Source organism: Acetomicrobium hydrogeniformans ATCC BAA-1850, assembly GCF_000160455.2.
Taxonomy (GTDB): Bacteria; Synergistota; Synergistia; order Synergistales; family Acetomicrobiaceae; genus Acetomicrobium; species Acetomicrobium thermoterrenum.
Genome location: NZ_ACJX03000001.1, coordinates 2081573 through 2103414, shown reverse-complemented (window position 1 = coordinate 2103414; position 21842 = coordinate 2081573). Strand labels below are relative to the sequence as shown.

Here is a 21842-nt window from a genome sequence, read left to right as displayed (position 1 = left end):
CCGTACCTGTGACGATGGAAGAATGCATCACCTGCTGTAAGGCAGTACGAAGAGGTGCTCCTAATACTTTTTGCATAGGCGATATGCCCTTCATGTCATACCAGATATCCGACGAAGACGCCGTGTATAACGCAGGAAGGTTTTTGAAGGAAGCCGACATGGACGCCGTGAAACTTGAAGGCGGAAGAAGGGTCATAACGAGGATAAAGGCCATTGCCGACGCAGGGATCTTGGTCATGGGACATATCGGTCTTACCCCTCAAAGTTCAGGAGTACTTGGGGGATTTAAGGCACAGGGCAGAGACCCAAAAAGCGCCAGAGACCTAATAATGGACGCCCGAGCCATAGAGGAAGCCGGAGCTTTCGCCCTACTTCTTGAGGCGGTACCGCCAGAACTGACCGAATTCATAACAAAAGACCTTTCCATACCCGTTTACTCCATAGGAGCAGGAGCCCCCTGCGACGGACAGCTTCTCATATGCGGAGACATGCTTGGGTTATTCCAGGCCTTCACTCCAAAGTTCGTAAAGAAGTACGCAAACGTCGCAGAAGTTGAGACGGAGGCCTTCAAGAGATATATAGAGGACGTAAAAACGGGTAAATTCCCGGAGGATCAGCATTGCTACCACATACTTCCCGAGACGGCCGAGGAATATCAGAAGATGCTTGAGGAGTTAAAGAGATAGAATAGCTGAAAAACTTAAATCGGCATATTTGTAAGACATGCCTCTTGGCGAAATGTTTTTAGGCTGAGGAGGAGCATTGAATGCCCGATAAAAAGACACTTCAGTCCGTAGTGCGCACCTTTACCGTTTTGGAGCTTTTAGATGAATATGGTGAACTGGGCATTACCGAGATCAGTGAGATGTTATCATTCGATAAGAGTACCGTATTTCGTATTATATCTACTTTAAAATCTCTGGGTTATGTTGCACAAAATCCCTTTAATTCAAAATATTCGAACAGCTATAAGTTATTTGAAATTGGTAGCAATGTGGCTCGAAAGACGGGGCTTCCTCAGTTGGCCTATCCCTTTATGCATGAACTATCTAAGGCAACTGGTGAGGCAGTAAATCTGGCTGTTCGCGATGGCACAAAAGCGCTATACATTAGCAAAATTGAATCTACTGACACCATTAAAGTCTGCATGAATTTGGGGCAGACTATTCCTCTTTATTGCACAGCCCTTGGAAAATCTCTTATTGCGTTTCTTCCTGAAAATGGCGTTAGAGAACTTCTGCGCAACGAGAGATTTATTCAATACACTTCAAACACCATAAAGGACATAGAGACCCTTCTGAGGGAATTGAAAGAAGTTAGGAGACTGGGATACAGTGTGGATAACGAGGAACATATAAAGAATATTTATTGTATAGGTGCACCTATATTTGACGTCAGCAACAACGTAATTGCTGCTCTCAGTTTAGCCCTTCCCAAATTTCGATTCGATGAGAATCCAAGGAGAGAAGACCTCTACTATTTAGTGCGCGATACAGCAAGGCGTTTTTCCTGCACTTTAGGTTGGCATGACAATATGAAGTTGGAAGCGTTTGGATAGACGTCGATTTAACAATAAAGAGGTGATGTACTGAGAGAATAAATTAGAAATGTTAGTTAGTCTGAATCAAGAATTTTTTAAAATAGGGAGGTTAGGTTTCCATGAAAAAGTTAATGCATGTTATCATGTTAGCTGTTTTGTTTATATCTATAGCATCAATATCTTTTGCCAAGGATCCTATCGTGTTGAGGATTGGCATGACGACTGAAATTGGAGGGCATTATCACAGCGGGGCAGTGTATTTTAAGGAGCAAGTCGAAAAGTACACCAATGGAAAGGTTCGAGTTGATATTTTCCCTAGCAGCCAACTAGGAAACGAGAGGGATCTTGTTGAGGGAGTTGGAATGGGTTTTATAGAGATGTGCGTCGTTTCAACCGGGCCACTGCCCAATTTCTCACCAGATTTCATGATCTTTGACCTGCCTTATATTTTTAAGGACAGAGATGAAGCATTTAAAACCATGGATGGTGAAGTGGGAACTGAGATATTAAAAAGTCTAGAGCCTAAGGGGATCAAGGCCCTCGGTTTTTGGGAAAATGGATTTCGGCATATCTCTAACAATAAAAAGAGCATTACTCACCCAGAAGATGTTAAAGGCATGAAAATTAGAACCATGGAAAATCCAATACATCAGGCTACTTTCAAAACCTTAGGCGCTACACCGACGCCTATGGCATGGAGCGAGGTGTTTGTTGCTCTGCAACAAGGAGTTATCGACGGACAGGAAAATCCTTTGGTCATAATGTACACCACAAAATTGTATGAAATTCAGAAGTATATTTCCCTAACAGGCCATTTCTATTCCCCCGCCGTGTGTATGATTAGCAAACAAATATTCGATAGCTTTCCGACAGAAATTCAAGAAGCTATCATAAAAGCGGAGAAAGAAGCCCGTGATTACGAGAGGCAATTTAGCGCCAAGCTTGATGAGCAACTTGTTGAGTCACTGAAAAAAGAAGGAGTTACTATTATTGAGGTTGATAAAGAAGAGTGGAAAAATGCCTGTGCTCCTGTGTATGATCAATTTAAGTCTCAGATAAATCCAAAATATCTTGAAGCTATATTAGGGAATTAATTTATTTCGATCAAGGGAATTGTTCTCATCATATCGAATGGGCAATTCCCTTGACTGGTTTTAATGAGGTTTAAAGTTGTGCAACACAGGAGGTAATTCGCCGTGATAAAGTTTGACAAATTAGAGGAAAATATCTTATCAGTGCTATTGCCCCTAATGGTGATCATAGTATTTTTAGGAACATTGGGAAGATATTCCGGTCTTTATTCTATGGCATGGTATGAAGAGGCTGCTCGTTACATCATGATCTGGATGGTCTTTATCGGGATAGGAGCAGGAGCAAAGAAAAATGCTCATTTTGTTGTGGAACTTATATATATGATCACACCTGAGAAATTACATAAGTATATTCGGGTAATAGTCCTTCTTATTGTACTTTTTTTTAATGCTACGGTAGCAATTCTTTCCATTCGCTTAGTTAAAGGTTTGTTTAACATGCAACAGGTATCGCCCTCTCTCGGACTTCCGATGTGGGCAATATATTCAGCTATTCCTATAGGCTGTTGTCTCATGGCTGCGAGGAGCCTCCAATACTATTTTGGAACATTGAAGCAAAGCACAAAAGGGGATGTTGCGTAATGGCCTTTCTTTTGTTCGGCGTATTATTCATTTTATTGTTTCTTGGAGTGCCTATTGGGATATCAATGGGAATGAGCGTCTTGACGGCTCTCTTGTTTGGCGGGGTAAGAATTCCTGCGATGGTAATTGCCCAGAGGATGTTTACTGCATTGGATAGTTTTCCTTTTATGGCTGTTCCCTTTTTCATTTTAGCCGGGGATCTCATGCAACAAGGAGGCGTTTCGGAAAAGCTGATTCGCTTCATTCGCCAGATTTTTTTCTGGATTCCGGCTCACCTTGGAGTTATCACTGTCGTCTCGTCAGGTTTTTTTGGAGCTATTTCAGGATCAAACCCTGCTACTGTAGCAGCTATTGGCGGAATTATGATTCCCGAAATGGAAAAGGCTGGATACCCGGTAGCCAAAGCTTCTGCTATAGCAGCAGCGGGCGGCACTCTCGGCGTTATTATTCCTCCTAGTATTTCGATGATCACTTACGCTCTTGTTGCATCCGTGTCAGTTGGAACAATGTTTGTAGGAGGGATTGTGCCGGGAATATTGCTCATGATTGCCATGTCGATCGTAGTGGGGATATCCTGCAGGAAATATGAAGCAAATCAATACTATAAGATTACATGGAAGAGCGTGTTATCGGCTTTTGTCGAAGCGATATGGGCCCTAATAATGCCCCTGATAATTCTGGGCGGAATTTACGGAGGAGTCTTTACTCCTACTGAAGCAGCTGCTATAGCATGTGTTTATGCATTTATAGTTAGTAAGTTTATATATAAAAAAATTGAATATAAAGACCTCCCTGTAATATTTTCAAAATCGGCCACAAGTACAGCATTAGTGCTTTTTATCGTTGCCGTTTCATCTTCTTTTTCTTGGTTAATGACCAGTTCCGGAGTTCCTGGGCAGATAACAAAATTTTTGCTGGGATCCTTTTCCAGTAAATACTTAATTTTCCTAATGGTTAACGCGAGTCTATTATTTCTTGGCTGTTTCTTAGAAACTCAGTCCATTATTTTGCTGATGACACCCATTCTCCTTCCCATATGTGTGCACTTGGGCATGGATCCTGTTGCTTTGGGATTGATAATGGTCATAAACACATCCATCGGAATGATAACTCCTCCTATGGCTGTGAATCTATATGTTGCAAGCAGTATATCGGGTGTTTCGATCGAATCAATTTCAAGGAACATCATTCCGCTGTTTTTGATGTTGGTTTTTATGATTTTTCTTTTTACCTATTGCCCCGGAATACTGACGTTTCTTCCTAATTTATTATAGTAAATTAATTATGCATTATGATTACAATTTTTTTGTAAAATCAGCTGAAATAGAAAGGTAGGCGGATATTTTTGAAGAGTGACATTACTAAGAAAGGTATCACGCGAGCTACACATAGGGCCCTTTATTACTCGATGGGCCATCTTCCCGAAGATTTAAAGAAGCCTGTTGTAGCTATAGTGAATTCCCAAAACGAGTGCATGCCAGGCCATTTACACCTCGACCTTATAGCTAAAGCTGTGCGTGAAGGGATTATCGAGGCAGGCGGTCTGCCAATAGTGTTTCCCACTATTGGGATCTGTGACGGCATTGCTCAAGGACACGACGGGATGCACTATCCGTTGCCCAGTAGGGAACTTATAGCAGATACCATTGAAGTTATGATGAATGCTCATGCGTATGACGCCATGGTTTTGATAACAAACTGTGACAAAATTACCCCGGGAATGCTAATGGCTTGTGTACGCCTTGATGTCCCGGCCATTATTGTAAGCGGTGGTCCGATGATGACAGGCTGTTATAAGGGCGAAAAGATGGGATATGCCGACCTTATGTCCTCTCAAGGTCTTGTTGCAAAAAATATCATTACAGAAGAAAAACTTTCCGAAATGGAACTAGATGCCTTGCCAGGTTGTGGCGCCTGTAATTTACTTGGAACTGCCAATTCCATGAATTACCTTACGGAGGCACTTGGTATGTGCCTCCCTGGAAGTGCAGTGCCGGCTGCATCTGCAAAGCGAATTGCCCTTGCAAAAAAGACCGGTCAAAAGATAATGGAACTTTTAGAAAAAGACATCACTCCATCACGCATTATAACTAAGAAGGCATTAGAAAACGCCATAACTGTAGACCTTGCCATCGGTGGATCCACCAATACGATACTCCATCTAACTGCGCTCGCTCACGAAGCAGAGATCGATTTTGACGTAAGGCTTTTCGCCGAGATGTCCAAAAAAGTGCCACATCTGGTAAAGCTCAGTCCCGCTGAAAACGGTCACTACCCGGAAGATTTATACTACGCTGGAGGTATCACTGCCCTCATGGCAGAGCTCAACGAAGCGGGGTTAATCCATGGAGAGACCCTAAGTGTAACAGGGAAAATGGTGTCAGAAAATGTCGATGGTGCAGAGGTTATAGATCCTTCCGTGATTCGCTCTATCGATAATCCTTATTCCAGTAAAGGTGGCTTGCAACTTCTCTTCGGCAACCTTGCACCCGAAGGCTCGGTATGCAAAGTCGCCGCCGTCAACCCCAAAATGTATGAGCATCGAGGACCGTGTCGTGTTTTCAACAAAGAAGAAGATGCCGTGAAAGCCATATATGGCGGGAAAATTAACCCCGGCGATGTTGTGGTTATACGTTATGAAGGCCCAAAGGGCGGGCCTGGGATGCGAGAAATGCTTACGGCTACTTCAGCAATCGTGGGGATGGGATTGTCAAAGGATGTTGCACTCATTACCGATGGACGGTTTTCCGGAGCAACAGCCGGAGCTGCAGTTGGACATATTTCTCCCGAAGCGGCAGAAGGCGGTCCTATTGCGCTCATTGAGGAAGGAGACATGGTCTCAATCAATATACCAGAGGGGACTATAACCCTTGAAGTAAGTGACGAGGAGCTTGCTTCAAGAAAAAAGCATTGGGTAAGGCCTGCCAGCAAAATTGACAAACGAAGTTACTTGAGCAGATACGCCAGGTTGGTATCTTCTGCAATGTCGGGCGCTGTTTTTTGTAGATGACGACGTTTAAAAAAATATAAGAAGACGAGGAGAGAAGCTAATATGAGTAAAAAGAAGATTACTGTGCCTCAGATTAGAGAGCGAAAGCAAAATGGGTCCAAATTCGCTATGATCACTGTATATGACTACCCAATGGCAGCAATAGTAGAACAATCCGATATAGAGTTGATCTTGGTAGGAGACTCGTTAGGAATGGTTATTCAAGGTTGCGAAGGCACAGTACATGTAACGCTAGAAGATATTTTATACCATTTAAAACTGGTGCGTCGCGGTGCGCCAAACACTTTCATTGTCGGTGATATGCCTTTTCTGACCTACCAAGCCTGTGAATCAGAAGCCATTCATAACGCTGGTATCCTGATGAAAAATGGCGCAGATTGCGTAAAAATGGAAGGGGATGTATATGCAGCTGAAAAAGCAGCAGCTGTCGTCAAAGCAGGTATTCCCGTCATGGGGCATATAGGACTGACTCCTCAGACAGCGGCATCCTTTGGGGGATTTAAGGTACAGGGCAAAAGCATCGATTCTGCAAAAAAGATGCTTGAGAATGCAATAGCCTTTGAGAAAGCAGGAGCTTTTGCCATCGTGTTAGAGTGTCTTCCAACAGCGCTTGGCGCACTTATCGATGAAAAAATCTCCATACCTACCATTGGCGTTGGAGCAGGACTTAATTGTACGGGATACAACCTGAATGCCTACGATATTTTGGGAATATTTGATAAGTTCGTCCCAAAATTTGTAAAGCAATACAAACTTTTGGGAAAAGAAATTCTAGATGGGTTTAATTCGTGGCGCAACGAAATTGATTCCGGAGCATATCCGATGCGTGAGCACTGTTTTAATGTGAGCGAAGACGAGATAAACGCTCTAAGAGATTCGTTGTAACAATGATCAAACATGATATGACATTAATAACGTGTGTATGTTTATTTACTATATGTCCAATATCACTTAGACTCTATAAACTTTAGTTTGAAAATCGACAAAATTAAATGGTGGTAAGAGCTTAGTTTTTAATGGTTATAGTTAGTTCTTACCACCAAAAAATATATCTTATAATTAAAATACTACCTAAATGCTCAGTTTGTGAAGTTTAACAGTGTTTATAGTTAATTACATGTAGTGCATTAAGTTCGAACCGCTTGAGCTAAGAGGTTTTGATTTATGATATATAATTCGATATAGATTGATACAACTGATATGCTAAATTAAAATTCAAAACTAAAGACCTCGTATATTAAAACTGACAGACCTGCAAATAAGAGAGAGTGAATGCGGAGGAGCAAGCGTCTCGTTTGCCCATATGCGAGTGGCAAGAGGTAGAAACACCGAAGGTTTTTGGCAATAAGCATATCTTGCATAGACTTTGGGCTTCTATGCTTACTCTTATATACTTACTTCGGGATGGGGAAAATGGGCAGGTCGATTAAGACGAGGTCGACAATCTTGTCAGACCGAGGGTCAGACGGACTGCCCCCCGACAGCCCGGACAGTATCTGGGACGTGGTATGCCCACAGTCCGTATTCACGAGACAGGGAGCGGAGGGCAGCCCCTATGCCCCCCATCACTTGAAAAAGCGAAGGAGGCTCACCCATGAATGAGTGTATAGGAATCGACGTAGGAAAGCAAGAGCTGGTCGCATTCGACGGAAATAGGCATTATACCTTCTCAAACGAGGAAGGGTTACAAGCTTTGCGTCAATTCTTAATCTCCAAGGGGTCGTCTTTTAAGGTGGTCTTCGAACCTACCAGTACATACTCAAGGAGCCTGAAGGAGTTATGCTTAGATTTGGGCATACCCTTCGTGGCTATCAACCCTCGGGCCATACATCACCTGCGTAACCTGGAGCAGATCAGGTCCAAAAGCGACAAAAGCGATTCACAGCTTCTCTACACTTACGGAAAGATGGATCATGAGGGAAAAAGCGCTCCCAAGGATGCATTAGCGAGAAAGGTTTCCTGCGCCCTCGCGCTTTATGGGATCGTCCAGCGCAACAGGATAGCCCTTCAGGGAGCCTTGGATGCCTTGAGGCATGAGCCCTTGCTGCCCAAAGATTTCTTGAAGTTGCTTGAAAACGAGATAGGCCATCTTTTATCCCTGGAGAAGGAGATCTTAAGACGGGCAGAGGAGATAATCGTAGAAGGAGTCAACTATAAGGAATTGACCTTGGGGAAAATAGACCTTATGAGTGAGCATGGCAAAGATCACCCTGATGAGTTTATGAGCGACGGACATGATTGCCTTTTTGTAGGAGAATCCTTCCTCGCGTTTCTTGAGGTAGTATTCCCTAAATGTCTTATTGTGCCTTGCCACCATTACAGCCATGAGCCAGATTACCCGCCTAAGATGTCTATTCCCCCCCTTGGATATCTTGCCCTGTCCTACGTATCTGCCGGATTGATGGATAGTAGGATCAAGCCCTGCGTAAGCGATGAGCTTTTTGTAGTTATCAAAACGCCTTGTATCTCCAATTTCACCCAGGAAGTGGATGGCAATTACGTCTCCGATGCCCTTGATGGATTTGAGGATTTCCAAATCTTCGACTGCACACTCCTGGAACATATCGGTCAAGATGCAGTTAAGTTTTTCGAGCTCTTCCTCGAGCAAAAGGAGCTGAGAGACTTTTTGAGAGAGGATGAACTCTCTAGCAGGGCTCATATAAGCTATGGAATCTCTTGCCAAAGACAAGATCTTTTCAGGCGAGATATCCGGTCGTCTTCTTTTGCCTTCTGGTTTGATGAGCTCTTCTACTTCGGAGACAGAAAGGTTTTTAATCATCCAGGCAGATGGGTATTTTTTGAGGAGATTGAGGATCCCTTTGGAATAGACATTTGTGGCCTTGAAAGCTTTAGGGAATGTGACGGCGAGGAGCTTTTCTATGTCGTTTTTAAGGGTAGAAACCTGCGAGGAGAGCTTTTCCCTCTCCCGTGCCAGCTCTCGAAAGTCCGGCGAAAGGAAGGAGGATTCCTGCAGGGAGCTATGAAACATGCTAAGGAAACAAGCGATAACAAAAGCATCCTTCTTATCGGTCTTGGTTTTTCTAAGGGAGAGTTTCATGAAGTTGGAGATGAGGAGCGGATTGATGATCACCGTATGGTAACCTTCTTTGGCAAGATAGGCAGGGAGGTTAATCTGATAGCAGGCAGAGGATTCTTCCCCGATGAGGATGTAGTCTTTTTGGAACTTCAAAAGGCACCGGGAGAGTTCCTCAAACCCTCGCACTTCCATCGATGTGGAGATTTCAAAGAGCTTCTTTCGTCCTTGATCGATAGCGCATGCCGTGAAAGAGTCCTTGGAAACGTCGATGCCGATGAATATCTGATACATGACTACACCTCCCATGCCATAAGGCTTTAGGGCAAGGGCAGAAGTCTTTCTACCAATCCTCCATCTTGACGAGGGCTACATATGCCCAACCAACGTGTCTAGGTTTTAGGGAGGCAGGCAGGGAACAAACTCCTTAAAGGGTTTTATAACCCAGGTGAATGAAGTTCCCCTGCCTCAACCTAGATATATTGGATACAGAGGGGACAAACCCCCTGTATATGCAACAGGTATAACATAATTCATAGTAGGAGGAATTTATCTAAAAGACGGCACAGGGTTTTCTCCTTACTTGAGGCTTTTCTCCGTAAACGTCCTTTCGGGAGACGACGTTACCATAGACGAGACACGTTATGGAACAAAAAGATGGTTCACCGAAGAGCTCGATGACGACTACTTCGTCGCAGACCTTGGCATGACCCTTTACTCGGCAGGAAACTTTGACATGTCTTTAAGCTACAATGGAAGATTTGGAGACGACACCGACTCTCACGGCGGTCGGCTCAGGCTTGAGTGGAAGCAGTGATTTACTGGCTCAAGCTTCAAAACAAGCTCATGGAAGTTGACGCTACCTCCCCTGAGGTCTTTAAGAGACCTTTAAATTGGCCTCGCATCTTGTATGTAAGAAACCATAGAAGCATTACACGGACATGGGTGTAGAGCGAAGCATTTCTCAAGCTAAAAGATAAATCTATAGATTATTTCTTTGAGTGTTTTAAGTTACAATAGAGTTAAAGAAGTGTTAAATAAGTTGTCGCGTGAGGGAAAAATCTATGAACAAAATTATAACATTTCACATGGTTGCAAAATGTAAGAGTTTTACAAAGGCAGCAGAATCTCTTGGGTTAACCCAACCAGCAGTCAGTCTCCAAATCAAATCACTTGAAGAAGAATGTGGAATGGAGCTATTTGAAAGGGTTGGCAAAAACATTCTACTAACGGATGCAGGCGAAACATTGCTGTTATACGTGGAGAAAATCTTACATACAATGGAAGAGGCTAAAAGAGCACTTAAAGAAGCTCAGAATCCGTTAAGTGGGGAAATAAAATTTGGAGCAAGCATACTTTCTGGAATTTACGTTATTCCTCCAATTCTTGGTAGATTTAAAAGGGAATATCCACATGTCACGTTTTCCGTAAAAATAAGGTTTGCGAGAGACCTCATTGAGAGCATAGAAGACAATAAAATCGATTTCGCCATTATGGGAGAAGGCGATGAAAGCCAAAGGAAACAATGTCTTTCTTTTACCTCCTTGTTGGAAGATGAGTTAGTTTTCGTCACTTCTCCGATGCATAAACTTGCTAGCAAAAAGACAGTTTCCGCTTACGAGGTGTTAAATCAAGATCTTATATTAACAGAAAAATATTCTGCTACACGTAATTACATTGATTCTGAGTTTAATAGATATGGAATATGTATCGAACCTTATCTTGAACTGGGAAACATAGAAGTAGTAAAAAAATTGGTTGCTGAAGATTTCGGCTCTAGTATTTTATCGTGGATTTCAGTAAAAAAGGAAGTAGCAGAGGGTAATCTCCATGCATCAAAAATAGAAGAAATGAACCTCGTTAGAAGGGTTTTTCTAGTTAAGAGGAAGGGAAAAAAATTCTTACCTGCTACAAATCTTTTTGTAAGCTTTTTAAAGTCGGAGACGGGATCAATTAAGGAAACTTTTGGTTATGAGTAAATTTTTATCATATTGAGAAGACGCCTTTGTGATTGTATAAAATAAAAGTCGGAGAGACAGTGATTTGCAGATTTCTGATAAATGAACCCTTGAGGGAGCGTATTCCTGCAAGGGTTCATTTATCATGTCACGAATATCTATAAAAAAGCGTCACATTAAAAAATGATCGCATCACCAAAATGAGGAGATCTTATGTCGAGATTAAACTTTTCACGCAACTTGTTAGCAAGGTTTGTCGATTTGGGTTCTTCTCCGTGATGAATTAGGATTAACTTTGCATTGGAAAGCGTCTTATTTATTATGAATTTATTATCTGTTAGGTCAGTATGCACTTTTAGCTCTGATAGCGATAACACTGCGTTAATGGATACTTCCCTTTCAGCAAGTTTTCTGCCAAGGGTGCCTGGTGCAAGAAACCCAGAAAGAATAATCTTGTTTTGTGGTTGATCTTTGAGGAGATTGAAAATTTTAAGTGCTGGACCGGAAGACAGCATAGCATCCGGCGCTATAAAGATAGCTCCCTTTTCAATAAGGTCGTTTAATTTGGATTCATCGATAATTTTAAAATAGGGAGAATCGACTAACTTGTTGAGCATTCCAATTGCCTCGGGTTTAATATAATGCGGATATTTTAGAACTCGTTTTGTATTTTCTATGATTGATTTTGAAATGTATATTTCTTTATCTATTTTTGATAGATTTTCCAACAAAAGCAAACAAACCACTTGCCCTCTTCCTAACGCTGCCGAAGGTATGAGGACGTTGAATCTGCCAGAAGTGACATTTTCAATAAATTTTTTTTCTAGTAATTCCTTAGGCATTATTTTATCTCCGTAAGACCCATTGATTATGCCTATTTCAGCATCAAAATCAAGGTAGGGTTTCGGATTGATTGCATCATTGAAATTTATGTCGCCGAAATGTGCAATTGTCTTTTCGTCCTTGATATATACAATGGCAGATCCTACAAGATGACCGCTGGGAAAGAATGTTATCAACGTACCTTTCCCTGCCTCAAATTCCTGAAAGTATGGTTTTGTGACAAACAATTTCTCCAATTCATAGATGCTTTGTTTGTCGTAAGGGGGGACAAGCCTATGAATTTCATAGTTCTTATGCCAACTCTCGCAATAAGTAATAGTAAATTCCTTTGTAGGTGGAGTGGCATATATGGGCACATTTATACCTTTCTCGACCAATAAAGGAAGCATTGCGGTATGATCCTGGTGAGCATGCGTTACCACGATAAAGTCAAGCTCTGGGAAGTTTTTCAAAGGCAACTCGCCAAGAATGCCTTCTCCAACTGTCTTTTTAACGCCATAATCTACTAGAAAACATGATTTACCCTCAACCAGCAGAGCACTGCGACCCTGCTCGCCAAATCCGCCAAGACATTTCAGTCTCACTTTCTTACCTCCTTTTCCTCATGCTCGCAATTGCGCCAATAGACTGGTTCTCCCTTGCCAAAAACCATGGCATCATAGGCAAGCTTGGTTTTACTCAGGTAATCACCACTGCGATCAAGGGCGATCCCTCTTCCAAAAACTGTAACTATTGTCCCGATTCCTATTTCACGGAGTGTAACTCCGAATTGCCTTAAAAGATGAGGCGCGCTTCCCGGTTCAGTGCTTCTTCCGTCGAGAATGATATGAAGATAGGCGTTTTCAAGATTCTGAGATCTTGCCAACATGAGAACATTCGACACATAGTCTATGAGGCCGTGAGAACTTTTGTGAGAAAGCAAGCCTATGAGATGAAGACACCCTTTGGAATCATGGAGTCTATTTACAGCCTCCAGTAAAACATGATTTTTGAAAAAGCTACCATCAGCAATGCTTTTTTCGATTATCACATCGTCTTGTAGCACAACACGGCCTGCGCCTAGATTTATATGACCTGCTTCGGAATTGCCGGGTTGATCTTTTTTCAACCCAACATCCCTGCCCGAGGCCTTGAGGATTGTATGCGGATATTCTCGCAAAAGTCTGTTATAAAAAGGGACACCGGCGACGTATATTGGGTTTTTTGAGTCTTCCTTACCAATACCCCAACCATCTAACACTATTAAAAGTACCTTGCGCTGGTTAATTGCTGTACGCGCTCGAAAAAGGCTCTTTTCAAAAATTTCAGGTGGTTCTATACCCATAGAGACAAGGACAGTTGAAGCTACGTTAGCAAGTCTTCCCTCCTTAAGGGAAATCTCTTGAACCGAAGGGCCAACAAGCAAGAAGGGAACAGGGTTTGTGGTATGGCTAACGTTAGGTCTACCATTGTCCTTGAAACCTACTTCAAGAACACCGTGGTCTGCTGTGATCATTACTGTATACTTTTGTTTAATCGCGACTGTTACTATATCTTCAAGCGTTTTGTCTATTCCCTTAACACATGTTACTTTGGCATCGAAATCAGCAGTATGACCTATGATGTCCCCGTTGGCAAAATTTGCTAGTATGAAATTGTATTTGTCTTTATTTATTTCCTCAATAAGTCTTGCAGATACTTCGGAAAGTTTTAGTAATGGTATTTTCTCGTAAGGGATGCCCCTGTGGGATGGTATTTTTACGTCATCCTCCAAGGGAAAAACTATGTTTTCCCCGCCGTTGAAAAAGAAGGTTACATGAGCAATTTTTTCGGATTCAGCTATTCTTAATTGTTTTAGTCCGGATCTGGAAATAACCTCCCCTAGTGTGTTTGAAACAGTTTCGAATTTGAATGCAATTGGAAGATTTAAAGATACGTATTTAGAGTGATATAAGGTAAAGGGAACAAAAAAAAGGTTTGAGAAATTTTTCCTCTCAAAATAAGGGAACTCGGGCTCAACAAAGCAGTCTGTAAGCTGAATTTCCCGTTCGCCTCTTTTACAGCAAAAAACAACCGAGTCACCATCATTTATTAACCCAATTAATTTCCCATTTGCATTCTTTAAAACAAGAGGCTTCATGTAATAGTCGCTTTCACCCCGCATATAAGCTTCTTCAATAGCCTTAGCCATAATTTCGGAGGTTTCTATGAACTTTCCCATGGTGTCACCCCTTGGGTGTGATTATATTCCAATGCCAACTATTTTGAACCAGGTTAACCCGGCCACAAGGAACATCAAGTAACCTATCCCATCGATGATCAGGCCATGCAAAAGTTGATCCCTTACCTTATAGAATCCGCTGGAGTAATATATGAGGTTAGGTTTACTCTGTGGAGGAAGCGTAATGCACCAACAGATGGTAAAAGCGACAGGGAGCATAAGGGCGATGACTAATTTGGTAGGATCGGCATTTAGCACTGGTGCTAATTCTTTAGCAAAGGCTATAACCGTGGGAGCAAGTATGGTAATTCTAACAATTTTGCTCGTAAATATTATGTGTGAAAAGAGAGCAATAAACATTACAATTGCGTAAATCTTAAAGAAGGTAACATTGACTAAACTAACTCTCGATAAAATACTATTGATAATAAAAGGTGCAGCCCCAGTCTTATCCAATGCCATGCCCACGGCGTAAGCTCCGCAACTGAAAAGCATAAGGTCCCACGGTATTTTCACGTCGCCCCATTTCTTTATAACGCCGATCCCAGGAAGCAAACATAAAGTCGCACCTATCATTGCAGCTAGAGTGGGATTAATCAATCTATGGAACATTGCCATATGCCATCTGTCAGTGCACCATAAAAACAAAGTGATGAGAAATATGATGAGAGCTTTTTTCTCATTGGCATCCATTGGACCTAAGTCTTTCATTTCCTTTTCCATATTAGCGAGAGCTTCGCTGCTTACTTTTTCAATTTCTGGTGGAAATAGTTTTAGCCCAACGAAATAACCAATTATGATAGTCACAATGGATATTGGCATTGCAGCGATAAGCCAGGTTGAATAGTATATTTGTGCGCCTGTTGCTTCTTTGATGAAGTTAACTGCCATGATGTTTGCCGATGTTGCGGTAAGTATACCACTCGTTGAAATTTCATTGCTTTGCATATTAGCCAACATCAGCAATTTTCCGAAGTTGCTCTCTCCGGGTATAGCGTTATAAATGTTAGCGAGCGTGATGGCAATGGGAAGCATTAAAGCTGCCCTGGCTGTCGTTGAGGGGATTAAAAATGAAATGACGAAGTTCACTACGATCATTGCCAGAATAGCGCCTTTCGCAGTTTGTCCAAACCTCGTGACAATAGCCAAAGCTATTCTCTTACCTAATTTGGTAACTTGCATTGCGGAATTTAATATGAAAGCACACACCATTAACCAAATTACATCGTATCCAAAAACGCCAAGAACGCTTTTTTGATCCCATGCATTAGTCAATATCAAGGCAATCATAGTAACAAAAGCAACTACATACGTGGGAAATGGTTCAGAAACCCATAATGCGAAAGCGCCAAGAAATACAGCTAAAGCAGCTTTGCCTTCGGGTTTCAGGCCACTTTCCGAAACAGGCACGAGGACATAAACGAGCGCAAAGAGTACAATAGCGGCGGTCACTCCGATTATTTTGGTCAAATTGCCCTCTTTTCCCTTCGTCTTATCCTTCTGCATTTTTCTAGAACCTCCTTTCAACATGATAAAATAATGAAAGTGTCTGCATTAAAATTATATTCTTGTAAATATACATTTGTCAAATTTTAGTTTTAAGGAATGTACTGACCGCAACTATAACGAACACGATGGATCGTATAATAAACTGCATTATTCGAATTTGTTGCATTCAAAGGCTGAGAATAGGAAAATTCGGTGACACACCTAATCGTTTGTTTACATATATACACAAAGCTTGGTTTGAGAGAGTATAAATCGCGTAAAATATTTGTAGGAGTTTTTTAAGGGAAAAAAGAAAGGGACCGCTCCTTTTGGTAGAATCTTTATGTGACCAAAAATTCATAAAGGAGGGTCCCAACTTGAACAAGGATATCTTACTACAAATAGCAATAAACCTTTATACACGACCTTAAAGGGCATATGTCATAGTGGGTTTGATTTTAGCTAAACTAAATACGTTGCCCTTTAGGATACATCGGGGAGTGGTTCCCAAAAATCCTACAAAAACTTGACGCGGTCAACAGTTTTATAGCTGCTCGACGCAATATTTTTAGTTATAATATTGCTAATATTCATTGTATTTAAAAAGGGAGGGAGAAAGGTGCAAAAAGAAAGCTTCAAAAGGCCGAAAGTTGTTCTAATATTAATTATCATCTTATTATTAGTTTCATTTAATAGTTCACATTGTTTTGGCGAGGAAACGAATTCGGGCATATACACTATTCGTCTTAAATCACTTGATCTTGATAGATCAATCATCCAGAACATAGAAAAATCGCTTCCGGCAAAAGGTTCAAATACATACGTATACGTCACACTTCTGAAAGATGGAAAGCCCATTTGGTATTCTACAAAGAGAAAAATTATTTCAGGTGAAACTCACTTTGATTGGCCAAATGATCCTTCTGCGTATTGTAGCATGTTTTGGTCTCCTGATAGTACTATTACAATAAAAGTTTTTTTAAGCGATGATCCTATCGAAGCAGCCCTTTCGGCTGGTGCTGTCGGAGTTGCTGGAGGTGCCGGGGCTGGGGCATTAATCGGTGGTACTTTAGCAGGCCTTTTATCGGGAGGTCTAGGAGCTCCTGCAGGTGCAATTATAGGTGCCGCAATTGGTGGGGCAATTGGCGGCACAGGAGGGGTAACGGTGGGAGCTATTGCTGCTAAAGACACATTAGCATTTGAAAAGCATTTTGATGGAGTTGAAGAATTTCCTATTTCTGAAAATATCGTGGTATCAAAAACAAGTCCTCTCGGTGAGTTAGTAGAAAATAGAATTTCTTTTGTCACACAACAAAAGAATGAGCCATTGGGGGCAAACCAACTTGAATTACAAAAGAAATACCTCGTTCGGGTAAAGGATATTTATTTGTCTGAATATGCATGCCAAAAGGGCGGGAAGGTTGTTGAGGAAAATCGTTACTATATGATTTTAAGAATTGGGAATACTTTAGTTCGATGGCCAGTCAATGAAAAGGAATACTTTTCATATGATCCTAATATGCCAATTAGTCCAGAGGTTTTGGTCGTGTTCGTTAATACGGGCGAAGAAACTGAAATTTCAATTTACAGCAAAGTGAGGCTTCTGAAAGATGCTTTAATTTTTTCATCTAAAGTGGCCAAGTTGGATGGGAAAAACTGGGTTTTCCAAGGGGCGAGTTATTCGTCTGACCCCCAGGATCGGTCAAGTAAAGTCGTTTGTGAAACTTATGGACCGATTAACTGATCGACTAGGAAAGAGAAACGGGGGAACTATAAATAATGGGACGACAAGTTTTTATAATTATCCGAAAGCTTATCTTCATAATCTTAATTTCATTGGTTAGTTTTTTGATGGAAGATGTAAACGTTTGGGCCGGGGAAATCCCATCCTCTAAGGTACTAATCGAACAAGAGATTGAAAAGCTAGAAAAAACAAAAGAACAGATGTCAAGGAAAGGTGTAGATTACTTGAAGAAGATCGAGGTCGATGATGAGATATATTTTTTAAAAAAATGTATCGCATCAATAGACTTGGTTGCCCTAGCAAAAGAAAGATATGAAAATGCTGTAGATAAAACATCATTTGCCAAATATGTAGGTATATATGATTCACTTTCGATTGCTTCTCGAGTGATGGTTGAATGTCTTCCAGAAGAAACCAGGGAAGAATTCCTGGATTGGTATTTGGAAGCTCGCCTTGAAATGTCAAATATTTCCAGAAATTTGGGATTAGTGTCTGAGGAAGAAAGTAAAGATAATGCTCACCATGACAGTGATATTATACAAGAAGCAGAGTTAGAATTGGATGCGTTAGTTAAGAAAGCTTTGAGCGAATCACTTCAAGATATTAATAGTATTGAACCAAACGGTTTTTTGTATGGGATCTTAGTTAAATGTCAAAAATTGCATGATAATTTGAATGATGCTTTAAATGAGTCGATAGATTTAGTGGATTTAGATGATGCAATTATTAAAGCACAGAAGACCATACAAATCATTAAAAATAGGCAAAGTTTAAAGTATAATCTTTGGGCTGAGAAAATCGTAAGATCTGTTGATATTAATAAAAAGTATGATGCGGATGAAGCATCATACTTATATAAAAAACTAGGGTTGATTGATTTAAATTTAATATTTGAGCCTTCGTTAGCTAGAGCAATAACAGAGAGGATGTATATCCTCTATGATCAGATAAAAACAGAACAGCAAAAAGCAAGAGTACGTTACGAGTCAATTTTTCTCCTTGATGAAAGGAAGGGGTTAAATGATTTCTAAAAAAAGATACTTTGCTTTATGTATAGTCATTATTTTTGTTATATTAACAGGAGACGAAGGATTGGCCTTTTCTCACATCGCCAATTATAATTATGATGACTACGGATCTAAGTACGATATCATGTTTCCTCCTTTAATAATAGGTGGATCCAGACCGTTTTTATTACCAAGTGATTTTCTTTCTCCTGCAATCCACGATTTTCTAAATAGAAGAGCAGGCAGGTTAATAGTTACTGCAAATGAGGCGGTTCGATTTACTAGATCTGGTTGGCCACAATTTAAACCTGTTTTTTCAGTAAGAATGCCGGGAAATATGATTACTGCTTCGAGATCAGTTCATAAAAGATATGTTTGGCAGAAGTTTTACGAGGATCTTAAAAATAATCCGGAAAAATATAATTTCACCAAAAAACAAATAGAGGCTATTGAAGAAGCGGCAAGAACTGGGAAAAATCCAAAAGGTTTAGGGTTCGTAGTGCATCATTCTGAACGACCAGGAGTAATACAAGTGGTAAGCGAATCAACTCACAGGGAGGTTCATCATGTAGGCGGTTTTGAGAGGACAAGAAACTTAAGCGCGAGCAATATTATGAAAGCCACTATGAACAGGTGGATAAAGATCGCACTTGCAGATTTTGTTTTTTCAGTTGGATATTCTTTTGCAACTAATCAGGCTAATATGACAGAGTTTAAAAAGATTTCTGGAAGTGTATTTAGCGCTTGGGGAGCAGCAAATGTTACTGAGTTTTTACTGGATTATCTGCCGACAAGAGTAGCGTCAACATCTCTGCCTATCCTTATGTTTGAACCTGCGACTACGATTGCAACTATTACATATGTTATTACCCGTACTCTCGTCTACAAAATTTTGGATGATTATCAAAAGGAGCAACTGCTGAAAGTAGAGGCGGCGTGTATGCTTGCAGAGGATAAAGCAAGGTGGTCTAAACTGCAACAAGAGGTAGAAAGAAATAGCCAATATTTAATGGAATTAACAGTGATTAACTAAGAAAGGGATGGTGCTTACAGTTGAAGTGGATAAATTTTAGTAGTCCTATAACGAAGGATGATGTGCTATTTGTAGAGAAAGAAACTGGTTTGATGTTGCCAGAAGACTACGTTGTCTGTGTATTACAACATAATGGAGGAACACCTATCCCCTCTGGACTGCCTGATATCGAAACTGAAATTGATCATTTACATAGTCTAAATAAAGAGGATGAAGATTTCGTTTTAATTTATTATCGATTATTTGAAAAAGAAAGCAACGGTCTTCTATTCCCATTTGGCAGTGACGGGTGTGGCAATTATTTTTGTTTCCTGTACAAGAATAAGAAAGATAAAAATCCAACTGTTGTATTCTATGATCATGAGGTGCAAAGAATCACATTCTTGGCATTAACATTTTCAGATTTATTAAATTCTTTAGTTGATGAATAATAATGATTGATTTTAAAAGCCTGTTATATAATTTGGCTCACATTATTGATCATAAAATACCAAACCATGATTTAAAAAGTGGGAATTTCTTTTAAATCATTGACGTAAATTGGGTTAGGGAAAAGGAGCCTTTTCAAGAATGACCTCATCTCTCCCGTGACGTCTCCATAGTAAATGGGAGATCCCAAGATCAGGGCATCAACGGTTCGTATCTCCTCTAGAAGGGGAGCCAAATCGTCATTTACGGCACACTTCCCAAAGCTTTTCCCGCCTTTTAACTTACAGGCAAAGCAGCTTATACAGCCCTTGTAGTCGAGATCGTAAAGATGTACCAGCTTCGTCTCGGCTCCTGCCGATTCTGCGCCTTTTAGGGCGTGCTCGAGCAACGTAGCGGTGTTCCACTTTTTCCTTGGGCTTCCGTTTACGGCAATTAATTTCATGGACAACACCTCCTAATTAGGTTACCCAAACAATATAAAACCCTGTTCTGGATTTTTGCAAGGGCAAATCGATTTGCCCAAAAATTAAGGGTTGCTATAATATATTCAAGTCAAAATATAAGAATTAGTCGAGACATAATTCCATAATCGTGTCCCGTAAATGAGATAAAGCATCTGTAAGCACTAATTTTAAAAGTGATGATACATATCGGCAGCATGGATTGTCAGGGGCATACACCATAAAGCAGAGGAGGACGTTTGCGTGAAAATATCTATAAAAAGCGACTACAGAGAAATGAGCAAAGAGGCAGCCGGCATAGTGGCCGACGCGATAAGGGCAAAGCCAAACTTGGTCTTGGGGCTTGCCACGGGAAGTACGCCACTTGGCATGTATAAAGAACTCATTAGAATACACAAAGAGGAAGGCCTTGATTTTTCGCAAGTCGTGACTTTCAACTTAGACGAGTTTTGTGGGGTTTCCCCCAATGATAAACAAAGTTATCATTATTATATGTATGAAAATCTTTTCAGTCATATCAACATAAATCCGCAGAATATACACATCCCCGACGGAAATGTCGAAGAGGCTGAAGAGTTTTGCAGGATATACGACAAAATGATAGAAGAGCATGGCCCGATAGACCTGCAAGTCCTTGGCATAGGCAGAAATGGGCACATCGGCTTTAATGAGCCGGCCGACAAATTGGCGGTCGATACCCACGTAACGCCACTGGCAGAAGAAACCAGGCGAGTCATATCCAACTTCTTCGACAAATGGGAAAATGTCCCTAAAAAGGCCATAACTATGGGGCTAGGTGCAATTATGAAGGCAAAAAAGATACTGCTTCTTGCAAACGGCAAAAAGAAAGTCGATATCATGCGTAAATTTATAAAGGACAGGCACGTCACAACGAAATTGCCTGCCTCCTTTTTGCACCTCCATCCCAATGTAACGGTAGTAATGGATAAAGAGGCAGCGGGATAATAAAAAAGGTTACACACCGATGTCCCGAGCGAGGTCGGCAATACAGGTCTGCTACGAATATGATCGCCTTAGCTTTATTAAATAACGAGGTCATACTTTTTTCTACCTGTCACGCTCTGGGGATCAAGACAGAGGACGGATTCCATGAGGGCAACAGGGTTAGCCGACGGCGAAAAAAATATAAAAGACGTCTATCTTGCCGGCAAAAAGGTATTTTGATTCTGTTTTTAAAACTATTTAATTTATTTCTCATAAACATGAAATTTTTGCTAGAAAAGCGCTTGAAACGATAAAGGAAATGGCCGTCCTTTTCCTCTTTAGGCTTCTGTGTATTTTTTAGTGTTTATCGGGAAGGGGAGAATAATATTTAGACAATTTATGAAATTGACTTAAACTCCCTTTTTTGTGATATTATGCTCTTGGAATTTAATCAAAGACTTGTGCGAAAGGAGGGTT

General features: G+C 40.9%; 19 protein-coding genes and 1 pseudogene. 15 read left to right on the top strand and 5 right to left on the bottom strand.

Annotated elements, in window-relative coordinates:
- From panB (HMPREF1705_RS10420) to HMPREF1705_RS11280, 8 genes and pseudogenes are all read left to right on the top strand, one after another.
- Window positions 1-686 (top strand): 3-methyl-2-oxobutanoate hydroxymethyltransferase (gene panB / locus HMPREF1705_RS10420; RefSeq protein WP_057941037.1); only part of this gene is annotated, 686 nt, incomplete at its 5' end.
- Window positions 687-766: 80 nt separating this feature from the next.
- On the top strand, window positions 767-1558 hold the full coding sequence (locus HMPREF1705_RS10415) for an IclR family transcriptional regulator (RefSeq protein WP_009200823.1): 792 nt from the start codon (window positions 767-769) through the stop codon (window positions 1556-1558).
- Window positions 1559-1659: 101 nt separating this feature from the next.
- Window positions 1660-2634, top strand: coding sequence for a TRAP transporter substrate-binding protein (locus HMPREF1705_RS10410; RefSeq protein WP_009200824.1), 975 nt, complete (start codon window positions 1660-1662; stop codon window positions 2632-2634).
- 102 nt (window positions 2635-2736) lie between these two features.
- Window positions 2737-3213, top strand: coding sequence for a TRAP transporter small permease (locus HMPREF1705_RS10405; RefSeq protein ID WP_009200825.1), 477 nt, complete (start codon window positions 2737-2739; stop codon window positions 3211-3213).
- The gene (locus tag HMPREF1705_RS10400; protein WP_009200826.1) at window positions 3213-4487 is read left to right on the top strand and encodes a TRAP transporter large permease; all 1275 of its coding nucleotides are present in this window, start codon (window positions 3213-3215) and stop codon (window positions 4485-4487) included. The genes HMPREF1705_RS10405 and HMPREF1705_RS10400 overlap by 1 nt, the downstream gene beginning before the upstream one ends.
- Before the next feature lie 71 nt (window positions 4488-4558).
- A complete protein-coding gene (gene ilvD, locus HMPREF1705_RS10395) occupies window positions 4559-6223 on the top strand; it encodes a dihydroxy-acid dehydratase (RefSeq protein WP_040347904.1) in 1665 nt (554 codons plus the stop codon).
- Window positions 6224-6265: 42 nt separating this feature from the next.
- Window positions 6266-7108, top strand: coding sequence for a 3-methyl-2-oxobutanoate hydroxymethyltransferase (gene panB, locus HMPREF1705_RS10390; protein WP_009200828.1), 843 nt, complete (start codon window positions 6266-6268; stop codon window positions 7106-7108).
- 709 nt (window positions 7109-7817) lie between these two features.
- A pseudogene (locus HMPREF1705_RS11280) lies at window positions 7818-8141 on the top strand (IS110 family transposase); the annotation flags it as partial.
- Between the two features lie 195 nt (window positions 8142-8336).
- Here HMPREF1705_RS11280 and HMPREF1705_RS11275 read toward each other — a convergent pair.
- On the bottom strand, window positions 8337-9551 hold the full coding sequence (locus HMPREF1705_RS11275; RefSeq protein WP_370739606.1) for an IS110 family RNA-guided transposase: 1215 nt from the start codon (window positions 9549-9551) through the stop codon (window positions 8337-8339).
- A gap of 289 nt (window positions 9552-9840) precedes the next feature.
- Between HMPREF1705_RS11275 and HMPREF1705_RS10380 the strand changes: the two genes are divergently transcribed.
- Window positions 9841-10074 carry a hypothetical protein gene (locus HMPREF1705_RS10380; protein WP_009200830.1) on the top strand — a complete coding sequence of 78 codons (234 nt, stop codon included), beginning with the start codon at window positions 9841-9843 and terminating at the stop codon, window positions 10072-10074.
- 247 nt (window positions 10075-10321) lie between these two features.
- Window positions 10322-11236: a LysR family transcriptional regulator gene (locus HMPREF1705_RS10375; RefSeq protein ID WP_009200831.1), complete on the top strand. Its 915-nt coding sequence runs from the start codon at window positions 10322-10324 to the stop codon at window positions 11234-11236.
- 155 nt (window positions 11237-11391) lie between these two features.
- On the opposite strand, the gene HMPREF1705_RS10370 is transcribed toward HMPREF1705_RS10375, so the two are convergent.
- Genes HMPREF1705_RS10370 through HMPREF1705_RS10360 form a run of 3 tightly spaced genes read right to left on the bottom strand, consistent with a single transcriptional unit; the run spans window position 11392 to window position 15764 of the window.
- Entirely contained in the window at window positions 11392-12642 is a 1251-nt protein-coding gene (locus tag HMPREF1705_RS10370) for an MBL fold metallo-hydrolase (protein ID WP_009200832.1), read from the bottom strand.
- Window positions 12639-14258: an alkaline phosphatase family protein gene (locus tag HMPREF1705_RS10365; protein ID WP_009200833.1), complete on the bottom strand. Its 1620-nt coding sequence runs from the start codon at window positions 14256-14258 to the stop codon at window positions 12639-12641. The genes HMPREF1705_RS10370 and HMPREF1705_RS10365 overlap by 4 nt, the downstream gene beginning before the upstream one ends.
- 21 nt (window positions 14259-14279) lie before the next feature.
- On the bottom strand, window positions 14280-15764 hold the full coding sequence (locus tag HMPREF1705_RS10360; RefSeq protein WP_040347907.1) for an SLC13 family permease: 1485 nt from the start codon (window positions 15762-15764) through the stop codon (window positions 14280-14282).
- Between the two features lie 601 nt (window positions 15765-16365).
- Between HMPREF1705_RS10360 and HMPREF1705_RS10355 the strand changes: the two genes are divergently transcribed.
- From HMPREF1705_RS10355 to HMPREF1705_RS10340, 4 genes are read left to right on the top strand one after another with little or no spacing between them, the layout of a single operon-like run.
- Window positions 16366-17490 (top strand): hypothetical protein, encoded by a 1125-nt coding sequence (locus tag HMPREF1705_RS10355; RefSeq protein WP_050767851.1) that lies wholly within the window; start codon window positions 16366-16368, stop codon window positions 17488-17490.
- A 35-nt stretch (window positions 17491-17525) separates the two neighbouring features.
- The gene (locus HMPREF1705_RS10350; RefSeq protein WP_009200836.1) at window positions 17526-18521 is read left to right on the top strand and encodes a hypothetical protein; all 996 of its coding nucleotides are present in this window, start codon (window positions 17526-17528) and stop codon (window positions 18519-18521) included.
- A complete protein-coding gene (locus HMPREF1705_RS10345; RefSeq protein ID WP_009200837.1) occupies window positions 18511-19530 on the top strand; it encodes an HNH endonuclease in 1020 nt (339 codons plus the stop codon). The genes HMPREF1705_RS10350 and HMPREF1705_RS10345 overlap by 11 nt, the downstream gene beginning before the upstream one ends.
- Before the next feature lie 20 nt (window positions 19531-19550).
- Complete coding sequence (locus HMPREF1705_RS10340) at window positions 19551-19961, top strand: SMI1/KNR4 family protein (protein WP_009200838.1); 411 nt, start codon at window positions 19551-19553, stop codon at window positions 19959-19961.
- Between the two features lie 71 nt (window positions 19962-20032).
- Here HMPREF1705_RS10340 and HMPREF1705_RS10335 read toward each other — a convergent pair whose 3' ends face one another.
- On the bottom strand, window positions 20033-20401 hold the full coding sequence (locus HMPREF1705_RS10335) for a flavodoxin family protein (RefSeq protein WP_009200839.1): 369 nt from the start codon (window positions 20399-20401) through the stop codon (window positions 20033-20035).
- Window positions 20402-20663: 262 nt separating this feature from the next.
- On the opposite strand from HMPREF1705_RS10335, the gene nagB reads away from it, so the two are divergent.
- Entirely contained in the window at window positions 20664-21386 is a 723-nt protein-coding gene (gene nagB / locus HMPREF1705_RS10330; RefSeq protein WP_040347909.1) for a glucosamine-6-phosphate deaminase, read from the top strand.
- The last annotated feature ends 456 nt before the right edge of the window (window positions 21387-21842 follow it).